The organism is Phyllobacterium trifolii (genome assembly GCF_014192095.1).
Classification (GTDB): Bacteria; Pseudomonadota; Alphaproteobacteria; order Rhizobiales; family Rhizobiaceae; genus Phyllobacterium; species Phyllobacterium trifolii.
Genome location: NZ_JACHXN010000005.1, coordinates 64,255 through 82,275, shown reverse-complemented (window position 1 = coordinate 82,275; position 18,021 = coordinate 64,255). Strand labels below are relative to the sequence as shown.

Annotated in this window: 17 protein-coding genes; 14 read left to right on the top strand and 3 right to left on the bottom strand. The window is 56.6% G+C overall.

Going from position 1 to position 18,021, the window contains the following annotated elements:
• Nucleotides 1-220 precede the first annotated feature (220 nt).
• The 4 genes from rpmI (at nt 221) to pheT (ending at nt 4,592) form a co-directional block, all read left to right on the top strand.
• Nucleotides 221-421 (top strand): 50S ribosomal protein L35, encoded by a 201-nt coding sequence (gene rpmI, locus FHS21_RS09260; RefSeq protein WP_106713409.1) that lies wholly within the window; start codon nt 221-223, stop codon nt 419-421.
• 39 nt (nt 422-460) lie between these two features.
• A complete protein-coding gene (gene rplT / locus FHS21_RS09255; RefSeq protein ID WP_112524827.1) occupies nt 461-862 on the top strand; it encodes a 50S ribosomal protein L20 in 402 nt (133 codons plus the stop codon).
• 154 nt (nt 863-1,016) lie between these two features.
• Nucleotides 1,017-2,099 carry a phenylalanine--tRNA ligase subunit alpha gene (gene pheS, locus FHS21_RS09250; protein ID WP_112524825.1) on the top strand — a complete coding sequence of 361 codons (1,083 nt, stop codon included), beginning with the start codon at nt 1,017-1,019 and terminating at the stop codon, nt 2,097-2,099.
• Between the two features lie 78 nt (nt 2,100-2,177).
• Nucleotides 2,178-4,592 carry a phenylalanine--tRNA ligase subunit beta gene (gene pheT / locus FHS21_RS09245; RefSeq protein ID WP_183661737.1) on the top strand — a complete coding sequence of 805 codons (2,415 nt, stop codon included), beginning with the start codon at nt 2,178-2,180 and terminating at the stop codon, nt 4,590-4,592.
• A 66-nt stretch (nt 4,593-4,658) separates the two neighbouring features.
• Here the strand turns inward: pheT and FHS21_RS09240 are convergent, their stop codons facing one another.
• Nucleotides 4,659-5,471, bottom strand: a complete 813-nt coding sequence (locus FHS21_RS09240) for an aspartyl/asparaginyl beta-hydroxylase domain-containing protein (protein WP_183661735.1) — start codon at nt 5,469-5,471, stop codon at nt 4,659-4,661.
• Nucleotides 5,472-5,677: 206 nt separating this feature from the next.
• On the bottom strand, nt 5,678-6,673 hold the full coding sequence (locus FHS21_RS09235; RefSeq protein ID WP_183661733.1) for an aldo/keto reductase: 996 nt from the start codon (nt 6,671-6,673) through the stop codon (nt 5,678-5,680).
• Nucleotides 6,674-6,771: 98 nt separating this feature from the next.
• Between FHS21_RS09235 and FHS21_RS09230 the strand changes: the two genes are divergently transcribed.
• The gene (locus FHS21_RS09230) at nt 6,772-7,662 is read left to right on the top strand and encodes a LysR family transcriptional regulator (protein WP_183661731.1); all 891 of its coding nucleotides are present in this window, start codon (nt 6,772-6,774) and stop codon (nt 7,660-7,662) included.
• 30 nt (nt 7,663-7,692) lie between these two features.
• On the top strand, nt 7,693-8,679 hold the full coding sequence (locus FHS21_RS09225; protein ID WP_112524813.1) for a Gfo/Idh/MocA family protein: 987 nt from the start codon (nt 7,693-7,695) through the stop codon (nt 8,677-8,679).
• Nucleotides 8,680-8,689: 10 nt separating this feature from the next.
• Here FHS21_RS09225 and FHS21_RS09220 read toward each other — a convergent pair whose 3' ends face one another.
• Nucleotides 8,690-9,862, bottom strand: a complete 1,173-nt coding sequence (locus FHS21_RS09220) for a zinc metalloprotease HtpX (RefSeq protein WP_246410959.1) — start codon at nt 9,860-9,862, stop codon at nt 8,690-8,692.
• Nucleotides 9,863-10,057: 195 nt separating this feature from the next.
• On the opposite strand from FHS21_RS09220, the gene dnaK reads away from it, so the two are divergent.
• The 8 genes from dnaK to FHS21_RS09180 all read left to right on the top strand — a co-directional run bounded on the left by dnaK (nt 10,058) and on the right by FHS21_RS09180 (nt 17,985).
• Complete coding sequence (gene dnaK / locus FHS21_RS09215; RefSeq protein WP_112524809.1) at nt 10,058-11,983, top strand: molecular chaperone DnaK; 1,926 nt, start codon at nt 10,058-10,060, stop codon at nt 11,981-11,983.
• Between the two features lie 209 nt (nt 11,984-12,192).
• Nucleotides 12,193-12,708: a hypothetical protein gene (locus tag FHS21_RS09210; RefSeq protein WP_112524807.1), complete on the top strand. Its 516-nt coding sequence runs from the start codon at nt 12,193-12,195 to the stop codon at nt 12,706-12,708.
• A gap of 187 nt (nt 12,709-12,895) precedes the next feature.
• Nucleotides 12,896-14,023: a molecular chaperone DnaJ gene (gene dnaJ, locus FHS21_RS09205; protein ID WP_112524805.1), complete on the top strand. Its 1,128-nt coding sequence runs from the start codon at nt 12,896-12,898 to the stop codon at nt 14,021-14,023.
• 87 nt (nt 14,024-14,110) lie between these two features.
• Nucleotides 14,111-14,707 (top strand): phospholipid N-methyltransferase PmtA, encoded by a 597-nt coding sequence (gene pmtA, locus FHS21_RS09200; protein ID WP_112524803.1) that lies wholly within the window; start codon nt 14,111-14,113, stop codon nt 14,705-14,707.
• A 48-nt stretch (nt 14,708-14,755) separates the two neighbouring features.
• On the top strand, nt 14,756-15,340 hold the full coding sequence (locus FHS21_RS09195) for an NADPH-dependent FMN reductase (protein ID WP_112524801.1): 585 nt from the start codon (nt 14,756-14,758) through the stop codon (nt 15,338-15,340).
• Between the two features lie 78 nt (nt 15,341-15,418).
• Nucleotides 15,419-16,117, top strand: a complete 699-nt coding sequence (pyrF, locus tag FHS21_RS09190; RefSeq protein WP_112551780.1) for an orotidine-5'-phosphate decarboxylase — start codon at nt 15,419-15,421, stop codon at nt 16,115-16,117.
• 130 nt (nt 16,118-16,247) lie between these two features.
• Nucleotides 16,248-16,535: a DUF1330 domain-containing protein gene (locus FHS21_RS09185; protein WP_183661726.1), complete on the top strand. Its 288-nt coding sequence runs from the start codon at nt 16,248-16,250 to the stop codon at nt 16,533-16,535.
• 178 nt (nt 16,536-16,713) lie between these two features.
• The gene (locus tag FHS21_RS09180) at nt 16,714-17,985 is read left to right on the top strand and encodes a polyhydroxyalkanoate depolymerase (protein WP_183661724.1); all 1,272 of its coding nucleotides are present in this window, start codon (nt 16,714-16,716) and stop codon (nt 17,983-17,985) included.
• The last annotated feature ends 36 nt before the right edge of the window (nt 17,986-18,021 follow it).

Here is an 18,021-nt window from a genome sequence, read left to right as displayed (position 1 = left end):
CGATTCAACTGTTGCGCTTTTTCTGACTTCTGGTAATAAGCACGCGTTCAAACCGCCCGGCAGGGCATGCCGTGGCGGTTTTGTATGCTTTCAGGCTTTGGTCGGCCTGAAGTCAAAAACAAGAGGCCCGAAACTCTTTGGAGTGAAACGGGCCTCGCAAGAGGCGTGGAGTTCCGTAGGAACGACAGGGACCTCAAGAAAGAAAATCAGGAGTAGCAAAATGCCCAAGATGAAGACCAAATCTGCTGCCAAGAAACGGTTCAAGATCACCGGAACTGGCAAAATCAAAGCCGCCGCCGCTGGCAAACGCCATGGCATGATCAAACGTTCGAACAAATTCATTCGTGACGCACGCGGCACGATGGTTCTTTCCGAGCCAGATGCGAAAATCGTGAAGAAGTTCCTGCCTAACGGTCTCTGATCGGGCAAACGTTATCCATCTCAGTAAGGAGATCATATCATGGCACGTGTAAAACGGGGCGTTACGTCCCACGCCAAGCATAAAAAAGTTCTGAAGCAGGCCGAGGGTTTCCGTGGCCGCCGCAAGAATACCATCAAGACCGCCAAGGCCGCTGTCGATCGTTCGAAGCAGTACGCTTATCGCGACCGCAAGAACAAGAAGCGTACTTTCCGTGCGCTCTGGACCCAGCGCATCAATGCCGCTGTCCGCGAACATGGCCTGACATACAGCCGTTTCATCGACGGTCTGTCGAAGTCGGGTATCGAGGTTGACCGCAAGGTTCTGTCGGATCTCGCGATCCACGAGCCGGAGGCATTCGGTTCGCTCGTGGCTTCTGCCAAGAAGGCGCTTGAATATCTCAAGAATACAACTCCGAACGCTTTTGAAGGCGCTGTTCACTAAACCAGCGCTCCCAAAGCATTCCGGAAATATAGATTTGGGAAACCCGCGCTGGCTCGGCTGGCGCGGGTTTTTCGATTTTCTGCATCGACGCGTAAGAGGCGGTCATTTTCGAGGGAAATGACAGGGATCTCAAGAAACCAACAGGTGAAGAACGATGGACGACCTGGTACAACTGGAAAGCGTGCTTGCCGCGCAGATTGAGTCAGCCAATGATGAGGCGGCCATCGAGGCCGTCCGCATCGCAGCTCTCGGCAAAAAGGGCTCGATTTCGGAAAAACTGAAGTCACTCGGTTCCATGTCGCCGGAAGAGCGGCAGCTCCAGGGACCTGCCATCAATGGCTTGAAGAATCGTATTACGGAAGCACTCACCGCGCGCAGAAATGCCCTCAAGGACGCCGCCATTTCTGTGCGTCTTGAAAAGGAAAAAGTGGACGTCACGCTCCCTGTGCGCGCCGCGCCGGCAGAACGGGGACGTATCCACCCGATCAGCCAGGTCATCGATGAAATCACCGCCATTTTCGCCGATATGGGTTTTTCTATTGCCGAAGGTCCGGATATCGAGACCGACTACTACAACTTCACCGCGCTCAATTTTCCCGAGGGTCACCCGGCTCGCGAGATGCACGACACTTTTTTCTTCAATCCCGACGAGAACGGCGAGCGACGGGTGCTGCGTACCCATACGAGCCCCGTGCAGATTCGCACAATGGAAAACCAGAAGCCGCCGATCCGCATCGTTATTCCCGGCAAGACCTACCGCATGGATAGCGACGCCACCCATTCGCCTATGTTCCATCAGGTTGAAGGGCTGGTTATCGACAAGTCGGCCAATGTCGCCAACATGAAATGGGTGCTCGAAGAATTCTGCAAGGCGTTCTTCGAAGTGCCGTCGCTGAAGATGCGTTTCCGCCCTTCCTACTTCCCCTTCACCGAGCCATCACTGGAGGTCGATATCCAGTGCGACCGCTCTGGCAAGGAAGTGAAATTCGGTGAAGGCAGCGACTGGATGGAAATTCTCGGCTGCGGCATGGTGCATCCGAACGTGTTGCGCGCCGGCGGTCTCGATCCGGACGAGTATCAGGGTTTTGCCTGGGGCATGGGCATCGACCGCATTGCCATGTTGAAATATGGCATGCCGGATCTGCGCGCCTTCTTCGATGCCGACGTGCGCTGGCTTCAGCACTACGGCTTCCGGCCGCTCGACATGCCGACGCTGTTTGGAGGCCTGAGCGCGTAACGCGCCATCAGGCTTCACGGGGGACGAAGGCGCCTGCCGAAACCTCTAAACCTCGAAATTTGAAAACGAGTGAAAATCATGAAATTCACACTCTCCTGGCTTAAAGACCATCTCGAGACCGAGGCGTCACTCGAAGAGATCGTCGATTCCCTGACAAGAATCGGTCTGGAAGTCGAGCATCTCGATGACAAGTCGGCGCTCAGGCCCTTCGTCATAGCCAAGGTGCTAACAGCTTCCCGCCACCCGGACGCTGACAAGCTGCAGGTTTTGACTGTGGATACGGGCGACGGCAAGCCGCTGCAGGTGGTGTGCGGTGCGCCGAACGCCCGCGCCGGCCTGATCGGCGCATTCGCAGCTCCAGGGACCTATGTTCCGGGCATCGACCTTACGCTGTCGGTCGGCAAGATCCGTGGTGTCGAAAGCCATGGCATGATGTGCTCCGAGCGCGAATTGCAGATGTCGGATGAACACAATGGCATCATCGACTTGCCCGCAGATGCGCCTGTGGGAACCAGCTTCGCTGCCTATGCCGGCCTGAACGACCCGGTCATCGAGATCAACCTGACGCCGAACCGTCCAGATTGCACCAGCGTCTACGGTATTGCCCGCGACTTGGCTGCAGCCGGTCTCGGCAAACTCAGGAACGGGCCGATCGTGCCCGTCCAAGGCGCAGGGCCCGCGCTGGTGGACGTTCATCTTGACCTTGGCGACGATACCCATCTTTGCCCCGGCTTTGCCTGGCGTACCGTCAAGGGCGTCAAGAACGGTCACAGCCCGCAATGGCTGCAGCAGCGGTTGATCGCCATAGGCTTGCGCCCGATCAATGCGCTCGTCGACATAACCAACTATCTGACCTTCGATCGCGGCCGTCCGTTGCACGTCTTCGATGCCGACAAGGTCAGTGGCAATCTCACCGTGCGCCGCGGCCGGGAAGGCGAACAGATTCTCGGCCTCAACGGCAAGGAATATAGGCTCGGTCCGGACAATGTAGTCATCGCCGATGCTGATGGGGTCGAATCGATTGGCGGTATCATGGGCGGCGAATATTCCGGCTGTGATGAGAACACCACCAATGTCGTGATCGAGTCCGCGCTTTGGGACGCGATGAATATTGCCCGTACAGGCCGGACGCTTGGTATCATTACCGATGCGCGCTACCGTTTCGAGCGCGGCGTCGATCCTGAGTTCATGATCCCCGGTCTTGAGCTTGCCACACAGCTGGTTCTCGATTTCTGCGGCGGTACGCCATCCGAAGCGAAAGTCATCGGCTACAAGGGCCATACACCGAAGATAGTCCAGTTCCCCGCATCGGAGGTCAAGCGGCTTACCGGCATCGATGTTCCGGCTGAAACGAGCCTCGATATCCTGTCTCGCCTCGGCTTCAAGCCGCAAGGGAGCGGTGAGCTTGTTGATGTGGTGATCCCGTCATGGCGTCCAGATATAGACGGCAAGGCCGATTTGGTCGAGGAAGTCATGCGCATTCATGGCGTCGACCAGATCGATCCGCAGCCCTTGCTTAGCCATGCGGCGGTCAACGGCAAGATCTTGACAACGTTGCAGATCCGTACGCGCAATGCCCGCCGGGCACTTGCTTCGCGTGGCATGATGGAAGCGGTTACCTGGTCGTTCATTTCGGAAGCGTCAGCGAAAGCATTCGGCGGCGGTCAGAGCGAACTGAAGCTTGCTAATCCGATCGCGGCCGACATGTCCGACATGCGCCCATCGCTGTTGCCGGGCCTACTTGCTGCCGCCCAGCGCAATGCCGATCGCGGCTTCAATGATCTGGCGCTATTCGAAGTCTCCGGCACTTATGAAGGCAATACGCCCGACGCACAGCGCCGCGTTGCTGCCGGTGTTCGCCGGGGTACCGCGAAGCTCGAAGGTTCGGGTCGTCACTGGTCGGGTAATATTGGGTCAGTTGGCGTATTCGACGCAAAGGCCGACGCGCTTGCGGTGCTCGAAGCGTGCGGCGCTCCGATTGATAAGTTGCAGATCGAAAGCGGCGGTCCCGCCTGGTATCATCCCGGGCGTTCCGGCACGATCAAGCTCGGGCCAAAGGTAATCCTCGGAACCTTCGGCGAGTTCCATCCAAAAACGCTGGAAACGCTTGATGTCTCTGGAAGCCTTTGCGGCTTTGAAGTTTTCATCGATGCCATTCCGGAACCGAAGCGGAAGGCGACACGCACCAAGCCGGCGCTTAACCTTTCGGATTTCCAGATTGTGCGCCGTGACTTTGCTTTTGTGGTCGACAAGGCCGTGGAAGCAGGTGCCATTGTCCGGGCAGCGCTTGCCGGCGACAAGAAGCTGATCACCGGCGTTCAGGTCTTCGACCTTTTCGAAGGCGCATCGCTTGGCGCTGAGAAGAAGTCCGTTGCGATCGAGGTGGCCATCCAGCCCGTGGAGCGCACCTTGACCGATGAGGATCTGGAAGCGCTGACAAAACGCATCGTTGAAAGTGTCGGCAAACAGACCGGTGGCGTGCTGCGGGGATAGTTCTACCGCAACACCAACAAAAAAGGGGCGCATCGCGCCCCTTTCCTTCTGTCTGGCCAGTAACAGCTACTTCTGGATAACTTTCCAGTTCTTGTAGAAGATCGAGTTGCTGCCCTTGAGAATGACGCCCATGAACGAAACGATGGCGGCAAACAGGCCCGGCAGATAAGACGGGCGCAGGATATCGACGAACAGGCAATAGCGTGTCTGGTCGGTCTGGTTGACGGACTGGTGCATCAGCGTGTCATCGAAGATGAACAGCTTGTCGTCTTTCCAGTAGCTCGTCGTATCGCCGCACCAGATATAGGCCGTGTGATCGTTCATGTCGTTGATGTTGTAAAGCACGCGTATCGTTGCCCGGATCGGACCGAAATGCTTTGAAGTCGAATTCTTCTTGTTGAAGACAGACACACCGATCGTCTTCACGAAATTGTACTTCTCGTAGAAGGACGGCACGTTGGCGAAACTCGGCTGGTCTTTGCCGTACCATTTAAAAAAGAACATGCTGCGCGCCTGCTGTTCGGCGCGTGCCTGCAACTGCCCGACGATGTTTTCCTTCTGCGTCGCTGTAATCAGGCGCTTCACCTCGGCTTGATAATTGGCCGGAAGGTCCTGCAGCTTGTAAACGCCCTTGTTGACGTAGGGCAGTGACAGGATGTCGAGAAGAATGTTGAGCGGCGAAAGGACCCAGGTGAACATGCCATTGCCGAAGAAGTATTGCTCGACAACCTGGAGGTTGAGATTCTTGTTGCGCGACAAATCGTAAAGTCCGCAGATCAGATAAAAGATCACCAGATAAGGGACAAAATAAGCGAGGATCGCCAGAAGAACCAATCCGACAGACCAACGCCGCAGGGACTTTTTCGTTGCTTTTTCCATGGTATTCCAGGTTCGGCGCCGGGGCAAAATAGAGGATGGCGCGGCTTGTTGAGACAAAATCGATCTTGCGCGATATACAACCGCCGGCAAACTTTTAAAAGTGGTCAGCGACGGTCAGGAATAGGCCTTACGTCGATTTGCCTGTCAAGGGCGCGAAAGGGACAGCCATGGCCGCCCCCTTCTGTCACCAGTAATTTTAAGTCCGATTAGCCATTCACGAGTGCAAGCGACGCCTCCGTGTAACGGTTTCCCGCCACCCGCGCCGGTGAGAGCGCATCGCCAATCTTGGCGAGATCAGCGGCAGACAGGGAAATATCAGCCGCAGCTGCATTCTCTTCGAGATGCTTGATCTTGCGGGCGCCGGGGATCGGTACGATGAAGTCGCCCTGGTGCAGCACCCAGGCCAGCGCCAGCTGTGCCGGTGTGACGCCCTTGTCCGCAGCTAGTCCCTTGAGTGTGGCGATCAGGACTGCATTGGCATCCATGTTCTCGGCCTGAAAGCGCGGCAAGGTCTTGCGCCAGTCATCGGTGCCGAGTTCATCCGGCCTGTTGATCGTGCCGGTGAGGAGACCGCGTCCAAGCGGGCTATACGGCACGAAGCCGATGCCAAGCTCGCGGCAGACGGCAAGAACATCGTTCTCCGGCTCGCGGCTCCACAGCGAATATTCGCTCTGCACCGCAGCGATCGGATGCACCTTGTGGGCACGGCGGATTGTGGCGGCACTGGCTTCGGAGAGGCCAAGGGCTTTCACCTTGCCCTGTTTGACGAGGTCGGCCATGGCTCCGACCGTATCTTCGATCGGAACGTTCGGATCGACGCGGTGCTGGTAGAAAAGGTCGATCTGCTCAATACCGAGGCGTCCAAGGGATGCTTCGGCAACGGCCTTCAGATGTTCCGGCCGGCTGTCGACGCCGACCATGCGCGATATGCCCTCGCCTTCGTGGGCGATCTTGAAGCCGAATTTGGTGGCGATCACAACCTTGTCGCGACGGCCTTTCATTGCCTTGCCCACGAGAATCTCATTGTCGAACGGCCCATAGACTTCCGCCGTATCGAAAAAGGTGACGCCTATATCCACTGCGCGATGCAGTGTGCGGATTGCATCGGCTTCATCTTGTCCGCCATAGGCGAAGGTCATGCCCATGCAGCCGAGGCCCACTGCCGAGACGCTGAGTTCTGTTCCGAGTTTGCGTTTTTCCATCACTGATCTCCTTGTGGTGTGGTTATTGAAAGGTAAGTGCGGCAACCTTGTTCGATAATTCGCTTAAATTTGTACAGCTTGTTCTATATGGTAGATCAATGGATCGATCCCGGCTTCCCCAACTGGCTATCTTCGCGACGGTCGCGGCGAGTGGCGGTTTTCGCGGCGCGGCCAAGGAACTCGGCATCGCGCCGTCGGCCGTTAGTCACGCGATTTCCAGTCTCGAACAGAGTTTGGGTGTAAGGCTTCTCGCCCGGACGACGCGCAGCGTCGCGGTCACCGAGGAAGGCGCGCTGCTACTCAAACGCCTTCGCCCGGCCCTTGGTGAAATCGACCTGGCACTGGATGCGGTCAAGGAGGCGAACAACCGCGTTGCCGGCAATCTGCGTCTGAGTGTTCCGCCTTTCGCCGCCCACTGGCTGCTCGCCCCCCGCCTTGCTGCCTTCAGCGAAGCATATCCGGGCGTGACGCTCGAGCTGCGTGTCGAGGAACCGTTCAACGATATTGTCGCAACGGGTGTCGATGCCGGCATGCGGCTTGGGGAAAGCCTGGAGCCGGACATGATTGCCGTGCGCATGAGCGATGTGATCACAGCGAGCATCGTCGCCACGCCGGGCTATTTCGAAAACCATGCCGTGCCGCGGCACCCGCACGACCTTCTCGACCATCTCTGTATCCGCCGCCGTTTCTCCAGTGGTCAGGTCTATCGTTGGGAGTTCGAGAAAGATGGTGAGGAGATCGTCCTTGATGTAAACGGGCCGCTTATTCTTGGCGATGACCGGCTTGTTGTCGAAGCGGCTCTCGGCGGTGCTGGCGTCGCGTTCCTGCTGCAAGACATGGCGCCGGAAGCCATAGCTCAAGGCAAACTCCGCCGCGTGCTTGAGGATTGGTGCGCACCGTTTCCCGGCGTCTACTTGTATTACCCGAGCCGCCGGCAGATGCGTCCGGCACTGCGCGCCTTCATTGATTTCTTCAAGTTTACGACCTAGGTTGCGCGCCGACGAGAAGGAGATGTCATCATGTTTCGCTGGGGTATTCTGTCGACGGCAAAAATCGGGGTAACGGCGGTCATTCCCGCCATATGCAATGCGGAGAATTCGGTCCTGTCGGCCGTTGCCAGCCGCGACCTTTCGAAAGCCCGCGCCGTGGCTGACCGCTTTGGGGCGCCGCACGCCGTTGGTTCCTACGATGACATGCTGGCTTCGAGCGATATTGACGGCGTCTATATTCCGCTCCCGACATCACAGCATGTGGAATGGTGCCTGAAGGCCGCCGAGGCCGGCAAGCACGTCCTGTGCGAAAAGCCGATCTCGTTGCATGCCAGCGAGATCGCAGCGCTGCAGCGCGCCCGCGACACCAATGGCGTGCTGATATCGGAAGCCTTCATGGTGACGTATCACCCACAATGGCTGAAGGTTCGCGAATTGATAGCGACCGGCGCCATTGGCCGCCTGCGCCAGGTGCAGGCAGCGTTCACCTATTTCAACAAGGACGCGAGCAATATGCGCAACCAGCTGTCGCTGGGCGGCGGCGCCTTGCCCGATATCGGTGTCTATCCGACAGTGGCCACACGCTTCGTCACCGGCAAGGAACCCGTTCGCGCCATGGCGACCATCGAGCGCGATCCGGATTTCGGTACCGATCGCTATGCGAGCGTTCGCGCTGACTTCGAGGATTTCGAATTGACCTTCTATGTCGCAACACAGCTCGCCGCGCGCCAGTCGATCGCGTTCCATGGCGACAAGGGTTACATCGAGGTCCTCGCGCCGTTCAACACCGGCAAATACGACCACGCCAAGATCACGCTGCATGACGCCAACCATGGAACCGCGACCGAATACAACTTCGGCAATGTGGACCATTATTGCCTTGAGGTGGAAGCCTTTGCCCGTGCCGCACAGGGCGAGGATGTCGAAGTGTTCACCCTGGAAAACTCCGTCCTCAATCAAAAGTTGATCGACGCCGTTTATCGTGCAGGCGAGAGCGGTAACTGGGAAACGGTTTAACCCGGAGAACTCACCAGTACACGCCGCCGCGCGCCACGTGCACGCGCGGCTTGCCATCCGGCGTATAAAGGCTCTGGGCGCAGGCCTCGCATTCCGCTTCGCTGCCCTGCACGATCGGGTGCGTTGCCTGCGTGTTGATCAGCGACAGGATTTCCAGATTGTTGGAGTTCCAGCGTCCATATTGCTGACCGATCTGCGGGACAGATCTGGGGCGCGTGCGGATATGGTCCTCCGGCTTCAGCTCCAGCTCCGTCAATATATCGCCACGAGCCGCCATATCGCATGCTTCTTTTAACGCGTGCAGCCGCGCCACGCGGGCTTCCGTCAGCGGGTGCGTACGGAGAATCGAGGGATCGGGAATGCGTCCGCCGGGAAGGATGAGGTTTTCCCAGATCCTGCCCTGTGCCTTCTCCAGTTTCGTCAGCGCATTGGCGAGACCATCGGGATCGCCGGTCAGCATTGCGGCACCGAGGTCCGCATCGAATTCCCGGGTGCGCGACAGCGCCATCTGCAGCAATCCGCCGATGGTCGGCGCAAACAAGAGCACGATCACGCCGAGCCACGGCACTTGCGCCGCCGATCCGCTGGCCATCCAGGTGATGTTGAACAGGAGGGAAACGATACCGACAGTGGACATCAGCGAGGTAAAGCGCGAGACCGTATCGGCCAGAGCCATCACCTTGAGGTCCTCGTTATGAATATGGCTGATTTCATGCGCAAGAACGCCAGTGAGCTCGCGCGCTGTCAGTGCCCGAATGAGCTGATCGGTAACCGCGACGACGGAATTGTCTCTTCGCCCCACAGCAAAGGCGTTCATCATGCGCGAGGGAATGACGTGCAGTTTCGGCGACTTTGGCAGGCTGGCGCGGCGCGCAAGCTCCTCGACGATCGCCAGTCCTTGCGGGAATTCGGCGCGCGTCACAGGCCTTGCCTTATACATCGTCAGCACCATTTGAGGACTTATGCGCCTGATGGCATAAAGGCTGATGCCGCCAAACACGAAGGCGTATATGATGCCGGCTGGCCCCGCCAGGGTCCACGCGCAAACGATGAGCAACAGCAGGCTTCCCGCCAGCAGCAGCCAGGTGTGCAGCCTGTTGATAAGCCGGCTCCGGCGATGTCCAGGCAAGGGGAGATGGAGTGCATTGTCGGTCATAGGCGATATATGGGGCGAAAAAAGCATTTTGCCGAGTCTTTTAGGGTGATTAAGCATGCAAATGCAGCCTCTTCTGACTTGCATGGTAATTTTCCGCTTCTTATATAGCCCTCAACACGCTAGAACCGCCCATCCCGGCGACTCTGGACTGTGAAACCCCTAGAGGCTGCCGTATGGAATGCTCGGCAGAGGTCCCGGCAGCCTGCTGAATGGAGAAGAGTAATGGCTAAAGTTATCGGTATTGATCTAGGTACCACCAATTCCTGCGTCGCTGTCATGGATGGCAAAAACGCGAAGGTTATTGAAAATGCAGAAGGTGCACGCACAACGCCTTCGATCATCGCTTTTACGGATAGCGATGAGCGCCTCGCTGGCCAGCCGGCCAAGCGCCAGGCTGTCACCAATCCGGAAGGCACGGTTTTTGCGGTCAAGCGCCTCATTGGCCGGCGTTATGAAGACCCGACCGTCGAGAAGGACAAGAAGCTTGTTCCTTACAACATTGTCAAAGGCGACAATGGCGATGCATGGGTAGAAGTTCACAAAAAGAAATATTCGCCATCGCAGATCTCGGCGATGATCCTGCAGAAGATGAAGGAAACGGCGGAAGCCTATCTTGGCGAAAAGGTCGAGAAGGCTGTCATTACTGTTCCAGCATATTTCAACGACGCCCAGCGTCAGGCAACCAAGGATGCCGGCAAGATCGCTGGCCTTGAAGTCTTGCGCATCATCAACGAGCCGACTGCGGCTGCCCTTGCCTATGGCCTCGACAAGAAGGAAGGCAAGACCATTGCCGTCTACGATCTTGGCGGCGGTACGTTCGACGTTTCGATCCTCGAGATCGGCGACGGCGTTTTTGAAGTCAAATCCACCAATGGCGATACGTTCCTTGGCGGTGAAGATTTCGATATGCGTCTGGTCGAATATTTCGCAGCCGAGTTCAAGAAGGAACAGGGCATCGACCTGAAGAACGACAAGCTCGCTCTGCAGCGCCTCAAGGAAGCTGCCGAAAAGGCCAAGATCGAGCTCTCGTCCGCGCAGCAGACGGAAATCAACCTGCCCTTCATCACCGCTGATGCTACCGGTCCAAAGCACCTGACGATGAAACTGTCGCGTGCCAAGTTCGAGAGCTTGGTCGATGATCTGGTTCAGCGCACTGTCGAGCCTTGCAAGTCGGCTCTCAAGGATGCCGGCCTCAAGGCTGGCGAGATCGATGAAGTGGTTCTCGTCGGCGGCATGACCCGCATGCCGAAGATTCAGGAAATCGTGAAGGCCTTCTTCGGCAAGGAACCCCACAAGGGCGTGAATCCTGACGAAGTTGTTGCCATGGGTGCTGCCATTCAGGCCGGCGTTCTGCAGGGCGACGTCAAGGACGTACTTCTGCTCGACGTTACCCCGCTTTCGCTCGGCATCGAAACACTCGGCGGTGTCTTCACCCGTCTGATCGAGCGCAACACGACGATCCCGACAAAGAAGTCGCAGACCTTCTCCACGGCCGAGGACAGCCAGTCCGCCGTGACGATCCGCGTCTTCCAGGGCGAGCGTGAAATGGCTGCCGACAACAAGTCTCTCGGCCAGTTCGACCTCGTTGGCATTCCGCCCGCACCGCGCGGCGTTCCGCAGATCGAGGTGACGTTCGACATCGACGCCAATGGTATCGTCAACGTCTCGGCCAAGGATAAGGGCACGGGCAAGGAGCATCAGATCCGTATTCAGGCATCCGGTGGTCTTTCCGATGCCGACATCGAAAAGATGGTCAAGGACGCCGAGGCCAACGCCGAAAGCGACAAGAAGCGCCGCGAGGCTGTCGAGTCGAAGAACCAGGCTGAAGCTTTGGTCCATTCGACCGAGAAGTCGCTCAAGGATTATGGCGACAAGGTCTCGGCCGAGGACAAGGCGTCGATCGAGACGGCTCTTGCCGAATTGAAGACGGCGGTCGAAGGCGATGATGCCGAGGTGATCAAGGCAAAGACCCAGACGCTTGCCGAAGTTTCGATGAAGCTTGGTCAGGCCATGTATGAAGCCTCACAGGCTGCCGAGGCCGCTGCTGCCGAAGGTGGCGAAGCCGATGCAACCGCCAAGGCGGATGACGATGTCGTCGATGCCGATTTCGAAGAAATCGACGAAGACGGCAAGAAGAAGTCCGCTTAACTGACTTCACTGCGTTCTAATGAAAAGCCCGGCCATCGTGCCGGGCTTTTTTTGTTTGTGGGCAGGTCCGCTATAGGACTTTTGGATAATTGATATTCTCTTGCGATGGAACATAATAAGAACATACGTAATTACAGCGTGATCGAATTTCGTGACGTGATCTTTTTGTAAACGATCCAAATAGCTTTAAACATTTGAAAGGACCACATATGAGCATGGAGTACTGGGTACATCTGAATGAGATATCGGACGATATAATTCCTGATATGATCAGTGAACTTAACAAATTTGAAATGACCTGCGAGATTTACCCAGGCTTCAGTTTCTCCAAACATTCGGGATTTCTCCCTTTCAAGTTCCGCTTGTCCAACCCGAAGCTTGATATCCTGAAAAACAAGGATCTGGTGAGCGGATTCGAACTCTACGTCGAGGATTTTGAACCCGAAGACGCCGATTGGTTTAGCCCGGAAGATCTGGCCCGGCTATCGGAATTCAAAAAGACGGTGTCGATCAGATTTGCTGCTTCCGACAGCTTTCAACTGCGATTTGCCGACCTGACAAGCGCAGTGATAGCAAAGCTTACCGGCGGGCCCCGATCTTTTGATGAGGATGTCGACTATGACACTTCGACAATCGCCGACAAAAGCTGGGAGGACCTTAAGCACTGGGAAAATTCGATCGCCGATGACGATTGGCGCTATTACGAGTTCCAAGGTTGGCACTGAACAAGCTAAACATATGTCTCAGATTCGTGGAGCGCCTGCCACACAAACGCAATAATCAGCAAATATGCGCCATTTCGGGCGAATCAATATAAGTTGGCTATGGCATTCGCGGGCGCGAACACCTAAATACCGCCTTTAAATGCGCTTCTGAAGAAGCGTTTGCGAATTTCTGGGAATGAGTGTCTGGATGAAGGCTGACTATTACGAAACCCTCGGCGTAGCGAAAAGCGCTGATGAGAAAGAGCTGAAGAGCGCTTTCCGTAAACTGGCAATGCAATTTCACCCAGACAAGAATCCGGGCGACGCCGATGCCGAGCACCGCTTCAAGGAAATCGGCGAGGCCTATGAAACCCTGAAGGACCCGCAGAAACGTGCTGCCTATGACCGGTTCGGTCATGCCGCCTTCGAAAACGGCGGGATGAATGGCGGCGGCGGGTTTGGTGGCGCCGGTGGCTTTGCCGATATTTTCGAAGACATTTTCGGCGAGATGATGGGCGGTGGACGCCAGCGCCGGTCAGGCGGGCGCGAGCGCGGCGCCGACCTGCGTTACAATATGGAAATAACGCTCGAAGAAGCCTATGCGGGCAAGACGGCGCAGATCAGGGTTCCAACTTCGATCACCTGCGACGAATGTTCAGGCAGTGGCGCCAAGCCAGGTACGCAGCCGGTTACCTGCAGCCTCTGTAGCGGATCCGGGCGCGTTCGGGCGGCGCAGGGTTTCTTCTCGATCGAACGCACCTGCCCGACCTGCCATGGCCGTGGCCAGATCATCAAGGATCCTTGCCCGAAATGCAGTGGACAGGGACGTATGACCGAAGAGCGCGCTCTTTCGGTCAATATTCCGGCCGGCATCGAAGATGGCACACGTATCCGGCTTACGGGCGAGGGCGAAGCGGGCCTGCGTGGCGGACCCGCCGGCGATCTCTATATTTTCCTCTCGTTGAAGCCGCATGAATTCTTCCAGCGCGATGGTGCCGATCTTTATTGCAAAGTGCCCATCTCGATGACGACCGCGGCGCTTGGCGGCCAGTTCGAGGTAGCGACGCTCGACGGCACGCAGACACGTGTCAAGATTCCGGACGGTACGCAGAACGCCAAGCAATTCCGCCTGAAGGGCAAAGGCATGCCGGTGCTGCGCCAGCCGGCCATGGGTGACCTCTATATTCAGATCGCTATCGAGACGCCGCAAAACCTCAACAAACGGCAGCGCGAGTTGCTGGAAGAGTTCGACCGCATCTCGTCGCAGGACAACAGCCCGCAATCGTCCGGCTTCTTTGCGCGGATGAAAGAGTTCTTCGAGGGCCTAAGCGAATAATTTTATTGGAACTTTTCCGGGTGTCGGTCTTGCTTCCGCCATGTGTTGCGTCATAAACTTGTCTAACTGCGACGGAGGATAAGCGGGATGTCACGACCCTTGGGAAAGAAACTGGCCGAAAAGTTCGGCGAGGAAATCCGGTTCTTCAAGGGATGGATGCATGGCCCCAAGGCTGTGGGCTCGATCCTGCCGACAAGCTCCATAACAGCCCGCCGCATGGCCAGCGTCGTCAACCCGCACTCAGGCCTTCCCGTGCTTGAGCTGGGGCCGGGCACAGGCGTTATTACCCGCGCAATCCTTGATCGCGGCGTTGCTCCAACCAAGCTCTACAGCGTCGAGTATTCATCGGATTTTGCTCAGCATTTGCGCGAGGATTTTCCCGGCGTGAATATCATCGAGGGCGATGCCTTCAATCTGGACGTGACCCTCGGCGACAAGCGCGAGCAGAAGTTCGATTCGGTCGTTTCTGCCGTACCGCTTTTGAATTTCCCCGTCGGCGACCGCGTCAAGATCATCGAAGATTTGCTGCGCCGCATTCCGCATGGCCGGCCGATTGTGCAGATCACCTATGGGCCGATGTCGCCGGTTCCGGCCGGGCGTGGCAATTACAAGATCGAACATCTCGATTTCATTATCCGTAATGTGCCGCCTGCGCGTTTGTGGGTCTACCGCCGGGTCGATTGACCTCCTATAGTCTTCGCGTGGTCTGGTAAATTCCTCAGAGGGAACTCAATGCTGCCGAAAATTCTTGTTTTCGCGGGATCGAATCGTACGGGTGCTTATAGCGGCCAGGTTGCAAATGTTGCGGTCAGGACGTTGGTGGAACTCGGCGCCGATGTCACACGGATTGCGCTGATCGACTATCCGCTGCCGCTCATGGATCAGGATCTGGAAAAGGAAAAAGGCGTTCCGGAAAATGCCATGAAACTTGGCCGGCTGTTCGCGGCGCATGACGGCATTTTGATCGCGTCGCCGGAATATAACTCGTCGATCCCGCCGCTTGTGAAGAATACCATTGATTGGGTCAGCCGCATCTCGAAGGACGGCGACAAGCCGCTCAAGCCCTATGCCGGAAAGGTCGTGGCGCTGTGCTCGTCCTCGGACGGCAATTTCGGAGGTGCTCGCGGCCTCTATCACCTGCGCTCCGTCATGATGAATGTTGGCACCCAGATCATTACGGAACAATGTTCGGTGCCGCGCGCCCAGGACGCATTCGCCGAGGATGGTTCGTTCAAGGACGAGCGGACTGCCAAATCGATGCAGCGCGCGTGCCAATCCTTGATCGACCACACGAGATTCGCCATTTCTCGTCGATAGACAAAACTTGCGCTAGCATATTTCCTATCCGGTTTATCTGTGCGATTGAGGTTCGATCAACAAAAAGGGTGATTTGTCATGATTGATGCGGCCTTGCGCGAGCGCCTGATCGTCGGACTTGATGTGCCGACATTGAAAGCAGCGGAACAGGCCGTCAGCGAACTTGGCGACACGGTGTCGTTCTACAAGATCGGCTACCAGCTGGCATTTGCCGGCGGGCTTGGCTTTGCCAGCGAACTCGTCAGCTCGGGTAAAAAAGTCTTCCTCGATATGAAACTTCTCGACATCGACAATACCGTTGCCAAGGGTGTCGAGAACATTGTCAGGATGGGCGTCTCCATGCTCACATTGCACGCCTACCCCAAGGCGATGAGGGCGGCAGTAGAGGCAGCCAAGGGATCGGACCTTTGCCTTCTCGGTGTAACGGTGCTGACTTCGATGGACGAGCAGGACCTGGCCGATGCAGGCTACGAGCATGATCCCCATACGCTGGTCCTCATCCGCGCCGAGCAAGCGCTTCAGGCGGGGATGGGCGGGATTGTCTGCGCGGCGACGGAAGCTGCCGCCGTCCGCAAGATCGTCGGACCGGAACTAGCCATTGTCACACCCGGAATCCGTCCGGCCGGTGCTGACGTGGGCGATCAGAAACGAGTGATGACGCCCGCCGATGCGCTGCGGTCCGGTGCAAGTCATCTGGTGGTCGGCCGGCCGATCGTCGGCGCTTCAGACCGGAAAGCGGCCGCAGCAGCTATTCTTGCGGAAATGTCCAACGCCTGAAGCAGCATATGAAGCAGGAACTTTCAGCAAAACCTACGCAAGAATCATTGAATCTCACACAACAATCGGCTGAAATGGCGCAAGATTTTCAACTCTGTCGAGTAATTTGGTTGTGAAAGGTAGAATATAGATGGCCAAGGGATATTGGATTGCACGCATCGATGTCAGGGATGCAGAACGCTACAAGGACTATATCTCAACGGCAAAGCCGGCTTTTGAAAAATACGGTGCCAATTTTCTGGCTCGTGGCGGCCAGTACCATGTGCTTGAAGGTCAGGCTCGCGGCCGCAACGTCGTCATCGAATTTCCTTCCGTTCAAGCGGCCCTCGATTGCTATAATTCTCAGGAATATCAAGCAGCTAAGGCAATTCGCATTACTGTTGCCGATGGAGAGATGCTGGTCGTCGAAGGCGCTTGATCGCTGGCGGACCGTGGTTTCCAACGCGTGAAGTTGTGAACATCTATACCCGACCTTATCCCATTGTTGCATTGCAATATTGGGGAAACCCGCTACGGTCACTGACCAGTCAAGAAATCTTTCATATTTAAGGGAGAGATTCTTGGAACTGACGTTGCGTTGATCGATCGGAAATTGGATGTTTTATCAGCTCTATGAACTGAACCATGCCGCACTCCAACCCTACCGCGCACTCGCCGACGCCACCAAGTTATTCTATGATAACCCTTTGAATCCATTGTCGCAAACCGTCGTCGGGCGCTCGGTTACTGCGATGTGTGAGTTGTTCGAACGCACGACGCGATGCTACGGCAAACCTTCCTTCGGCTTGCCGACAACGATCGTTGACGGTGTCGAAACAGACATAAAAGAAAAAATCGTCTGGTCGAAACCGTTCTGTAACGTCATCCATTTCAAACGTGCATTGAATGCCAAACGTCCTGCCGACCCGAAGATTCTGGTGGTGGCGCCGATGTCGGGTCACTATGCAACTTTGCTCCGTGGCACGGTGGAAGCGTTGCTGCCGTATGCCGAGGTCTACATCACCGATTGGGTTGATGCCCGTAGCGTCCCGCTGAGCGACGGTAAATTCGACCTCGATGATTACATCGATTATGTTATTGAAATGCTTCATGCATTGGGCGAAGATACCCATGTCGTGGCCGTCTGTCAGCCATCCGTTCCGGTGCTTGCCGCCGTCTCCATCATGGAGACCAATGGGGATAGATTCGCACCTTCCAGCATGACGCTTATGGGCGGGCCGATCGACACCCGCAAGAATCCGACTGCCGTCAACAAGCTGGCGGAAGAAAAGGGGATCAACTGGTTCCGCGATAATGTGATCATGTCGGTTCCGTGGCCACATGGCGGGTTCATGCGTGATGTCTATCCGGGATTCCTGCAGTTGTCCGGCTTCATGAGCATGAATCTCGACCGCCACATCACTGCCCACAAGGAATTCTTCATGCATCTGGTGCACGAAGATGGCGATTCCGCCGACAAGCATCGTGAATTCTATGATGAATACCTCGCGGTCATGGATTTGACCGCAGAATTCTATTTGCAGACTGTGGACACAGTATTCGTTCGCCAGGCATTGCCGAAAGGCGAAATGACTCACCGGGGCCTCCCGGTCAATCCCTCCGCTATTCGCAATGTTGCGCTACTCACAGTCGAAGGGGAGAACGACGATATCTCCGGCGTCGGCCAGACCAAGGCTGCCCAGACACTGTGCGTCAATATTCCGGACGAGATGCGTATGCATTACCTGCAACGGAAGGTTGGCCATTATGGCGTATTCAATGGCTCGCGGTTTCGTGCAGAGATTGCGCCACGCATTGTCCAGTTTGTTAATGATCACGCACAAATGAACCGCAAGACCAACGTGACGCCGATCGCAAAGCGCGCCTGATATCTAATCCGTCGGATGTATTGGTGAAACGCCGAG

Coding starts and splice junctions, on each gene's coding strand:
- rpmI (WP_106713409.1), top strand. CDS start 221: ATGCCCAAGATGAAGACCAAATCTGCTGCCAAGAAACGGTTCAAGATC.
- rplT (WP_112524827.1), top strand. CDS start 461: ATGGCACGTGTAAAACGGGGCGTTACGTCCCACGCCAAGCATAAAAAA.
- pheS (WP_112524825.1), top strand. CDS start 1,017: ATGGACGACCTGGTACAACTGGAAAGCGTGCTTGCCGCGCAGATTGAG.
- pheT (WP_183661737.1), top strand. CDS start 2,178: ATGAAATTCACACTCTCCTGGCTTAAAGACCATCTCGAGACCGAGGCG.
- FHS21_RS09240 (WP_183661735.1), bottom strand. CDS start 5,471: ATGGAAAAAGCAACGAAAAAGTCCCTGCGGCGTTGGTCTGTCGGATTG.
- FHS21_RS09235 (WP_183661733.1), bottom strand. CDS start 6,673: ATGGAAAAACGCAAACTCGGAACAGAACTCAGCGTCTCGGCAGTGGGC.
- FHS21_RS09230 (WP_183661731.1), top strand. CDS start 6,772: ATGGATCGATCCCGGCTTCCCCAACTGGCTATCTTCGCGACGGTCGCG.
- FHS21_RS09225 (WP_112524813.1), top strand. CDS start 7,693: ATGTTTCGCTGGGGTATTCTGTCGACGGCAAAAATCGGGGTAACGGCG.
- FHS21_RS09220 (WP_246410959.1), bottom strand. CDS start 9,862: ATGCTTTTTTCGCCCCATATATCGCCTATGACCGACAATGCACTCCAT.
- dnaK (WP_112524809.1), top strand. CDS start 10,058: ATGGCTAAAGTTATCGGTATTGATCTAGGTACCACCAATTCCTGCGTC.
- FHS21_RS09210 (WP_112524807.1), top strand. CDS start 12,193: ATGAGCATGGAGTACTGGGTACATCTGAATGAGATATCGGACGATATA.
- dnaJ (WP_112524805.1), top strand. CDS start 12,896: ATGAAGGCTGACTATTACGAAACCCTCGGCGTAGCGAAAAGCGCTGAT.
- pmtA (WP_112524803.1), top strand. CDS start 14,111: ATGTCACGACCCTTGGGAAAGAAACTGGCCGAAAAGTTCGGCGAGGAA.
- FHS21_RS09195 (WP_112524801.1), top strand. CDS start 14,756: ATGCTGCCGAAAATTCTTGTTTTCGCGGGATCGAATCGTACGGGTGCT.
- pyrF (WP_112551780.1), top strand. CDS start 15,419: ATGATTGATGCGGCCTTGCGCGAGCGCCTGATCGTCGGACTTGATGTG.
- FHS21_RS09185 (WP_183661726.1), top strand. CDS start 16,248: ATGGCCAAGGGATATTGGATTGCACGCATCGATGTCAGGGATGCAGAA.
- FHS21_RS09180 (WP_183661724.1), top strand. CDS start 16,714: ATGTTTTATCAGCTCTATGAACTGAACCATGCCGCACTCCAACCCTAC.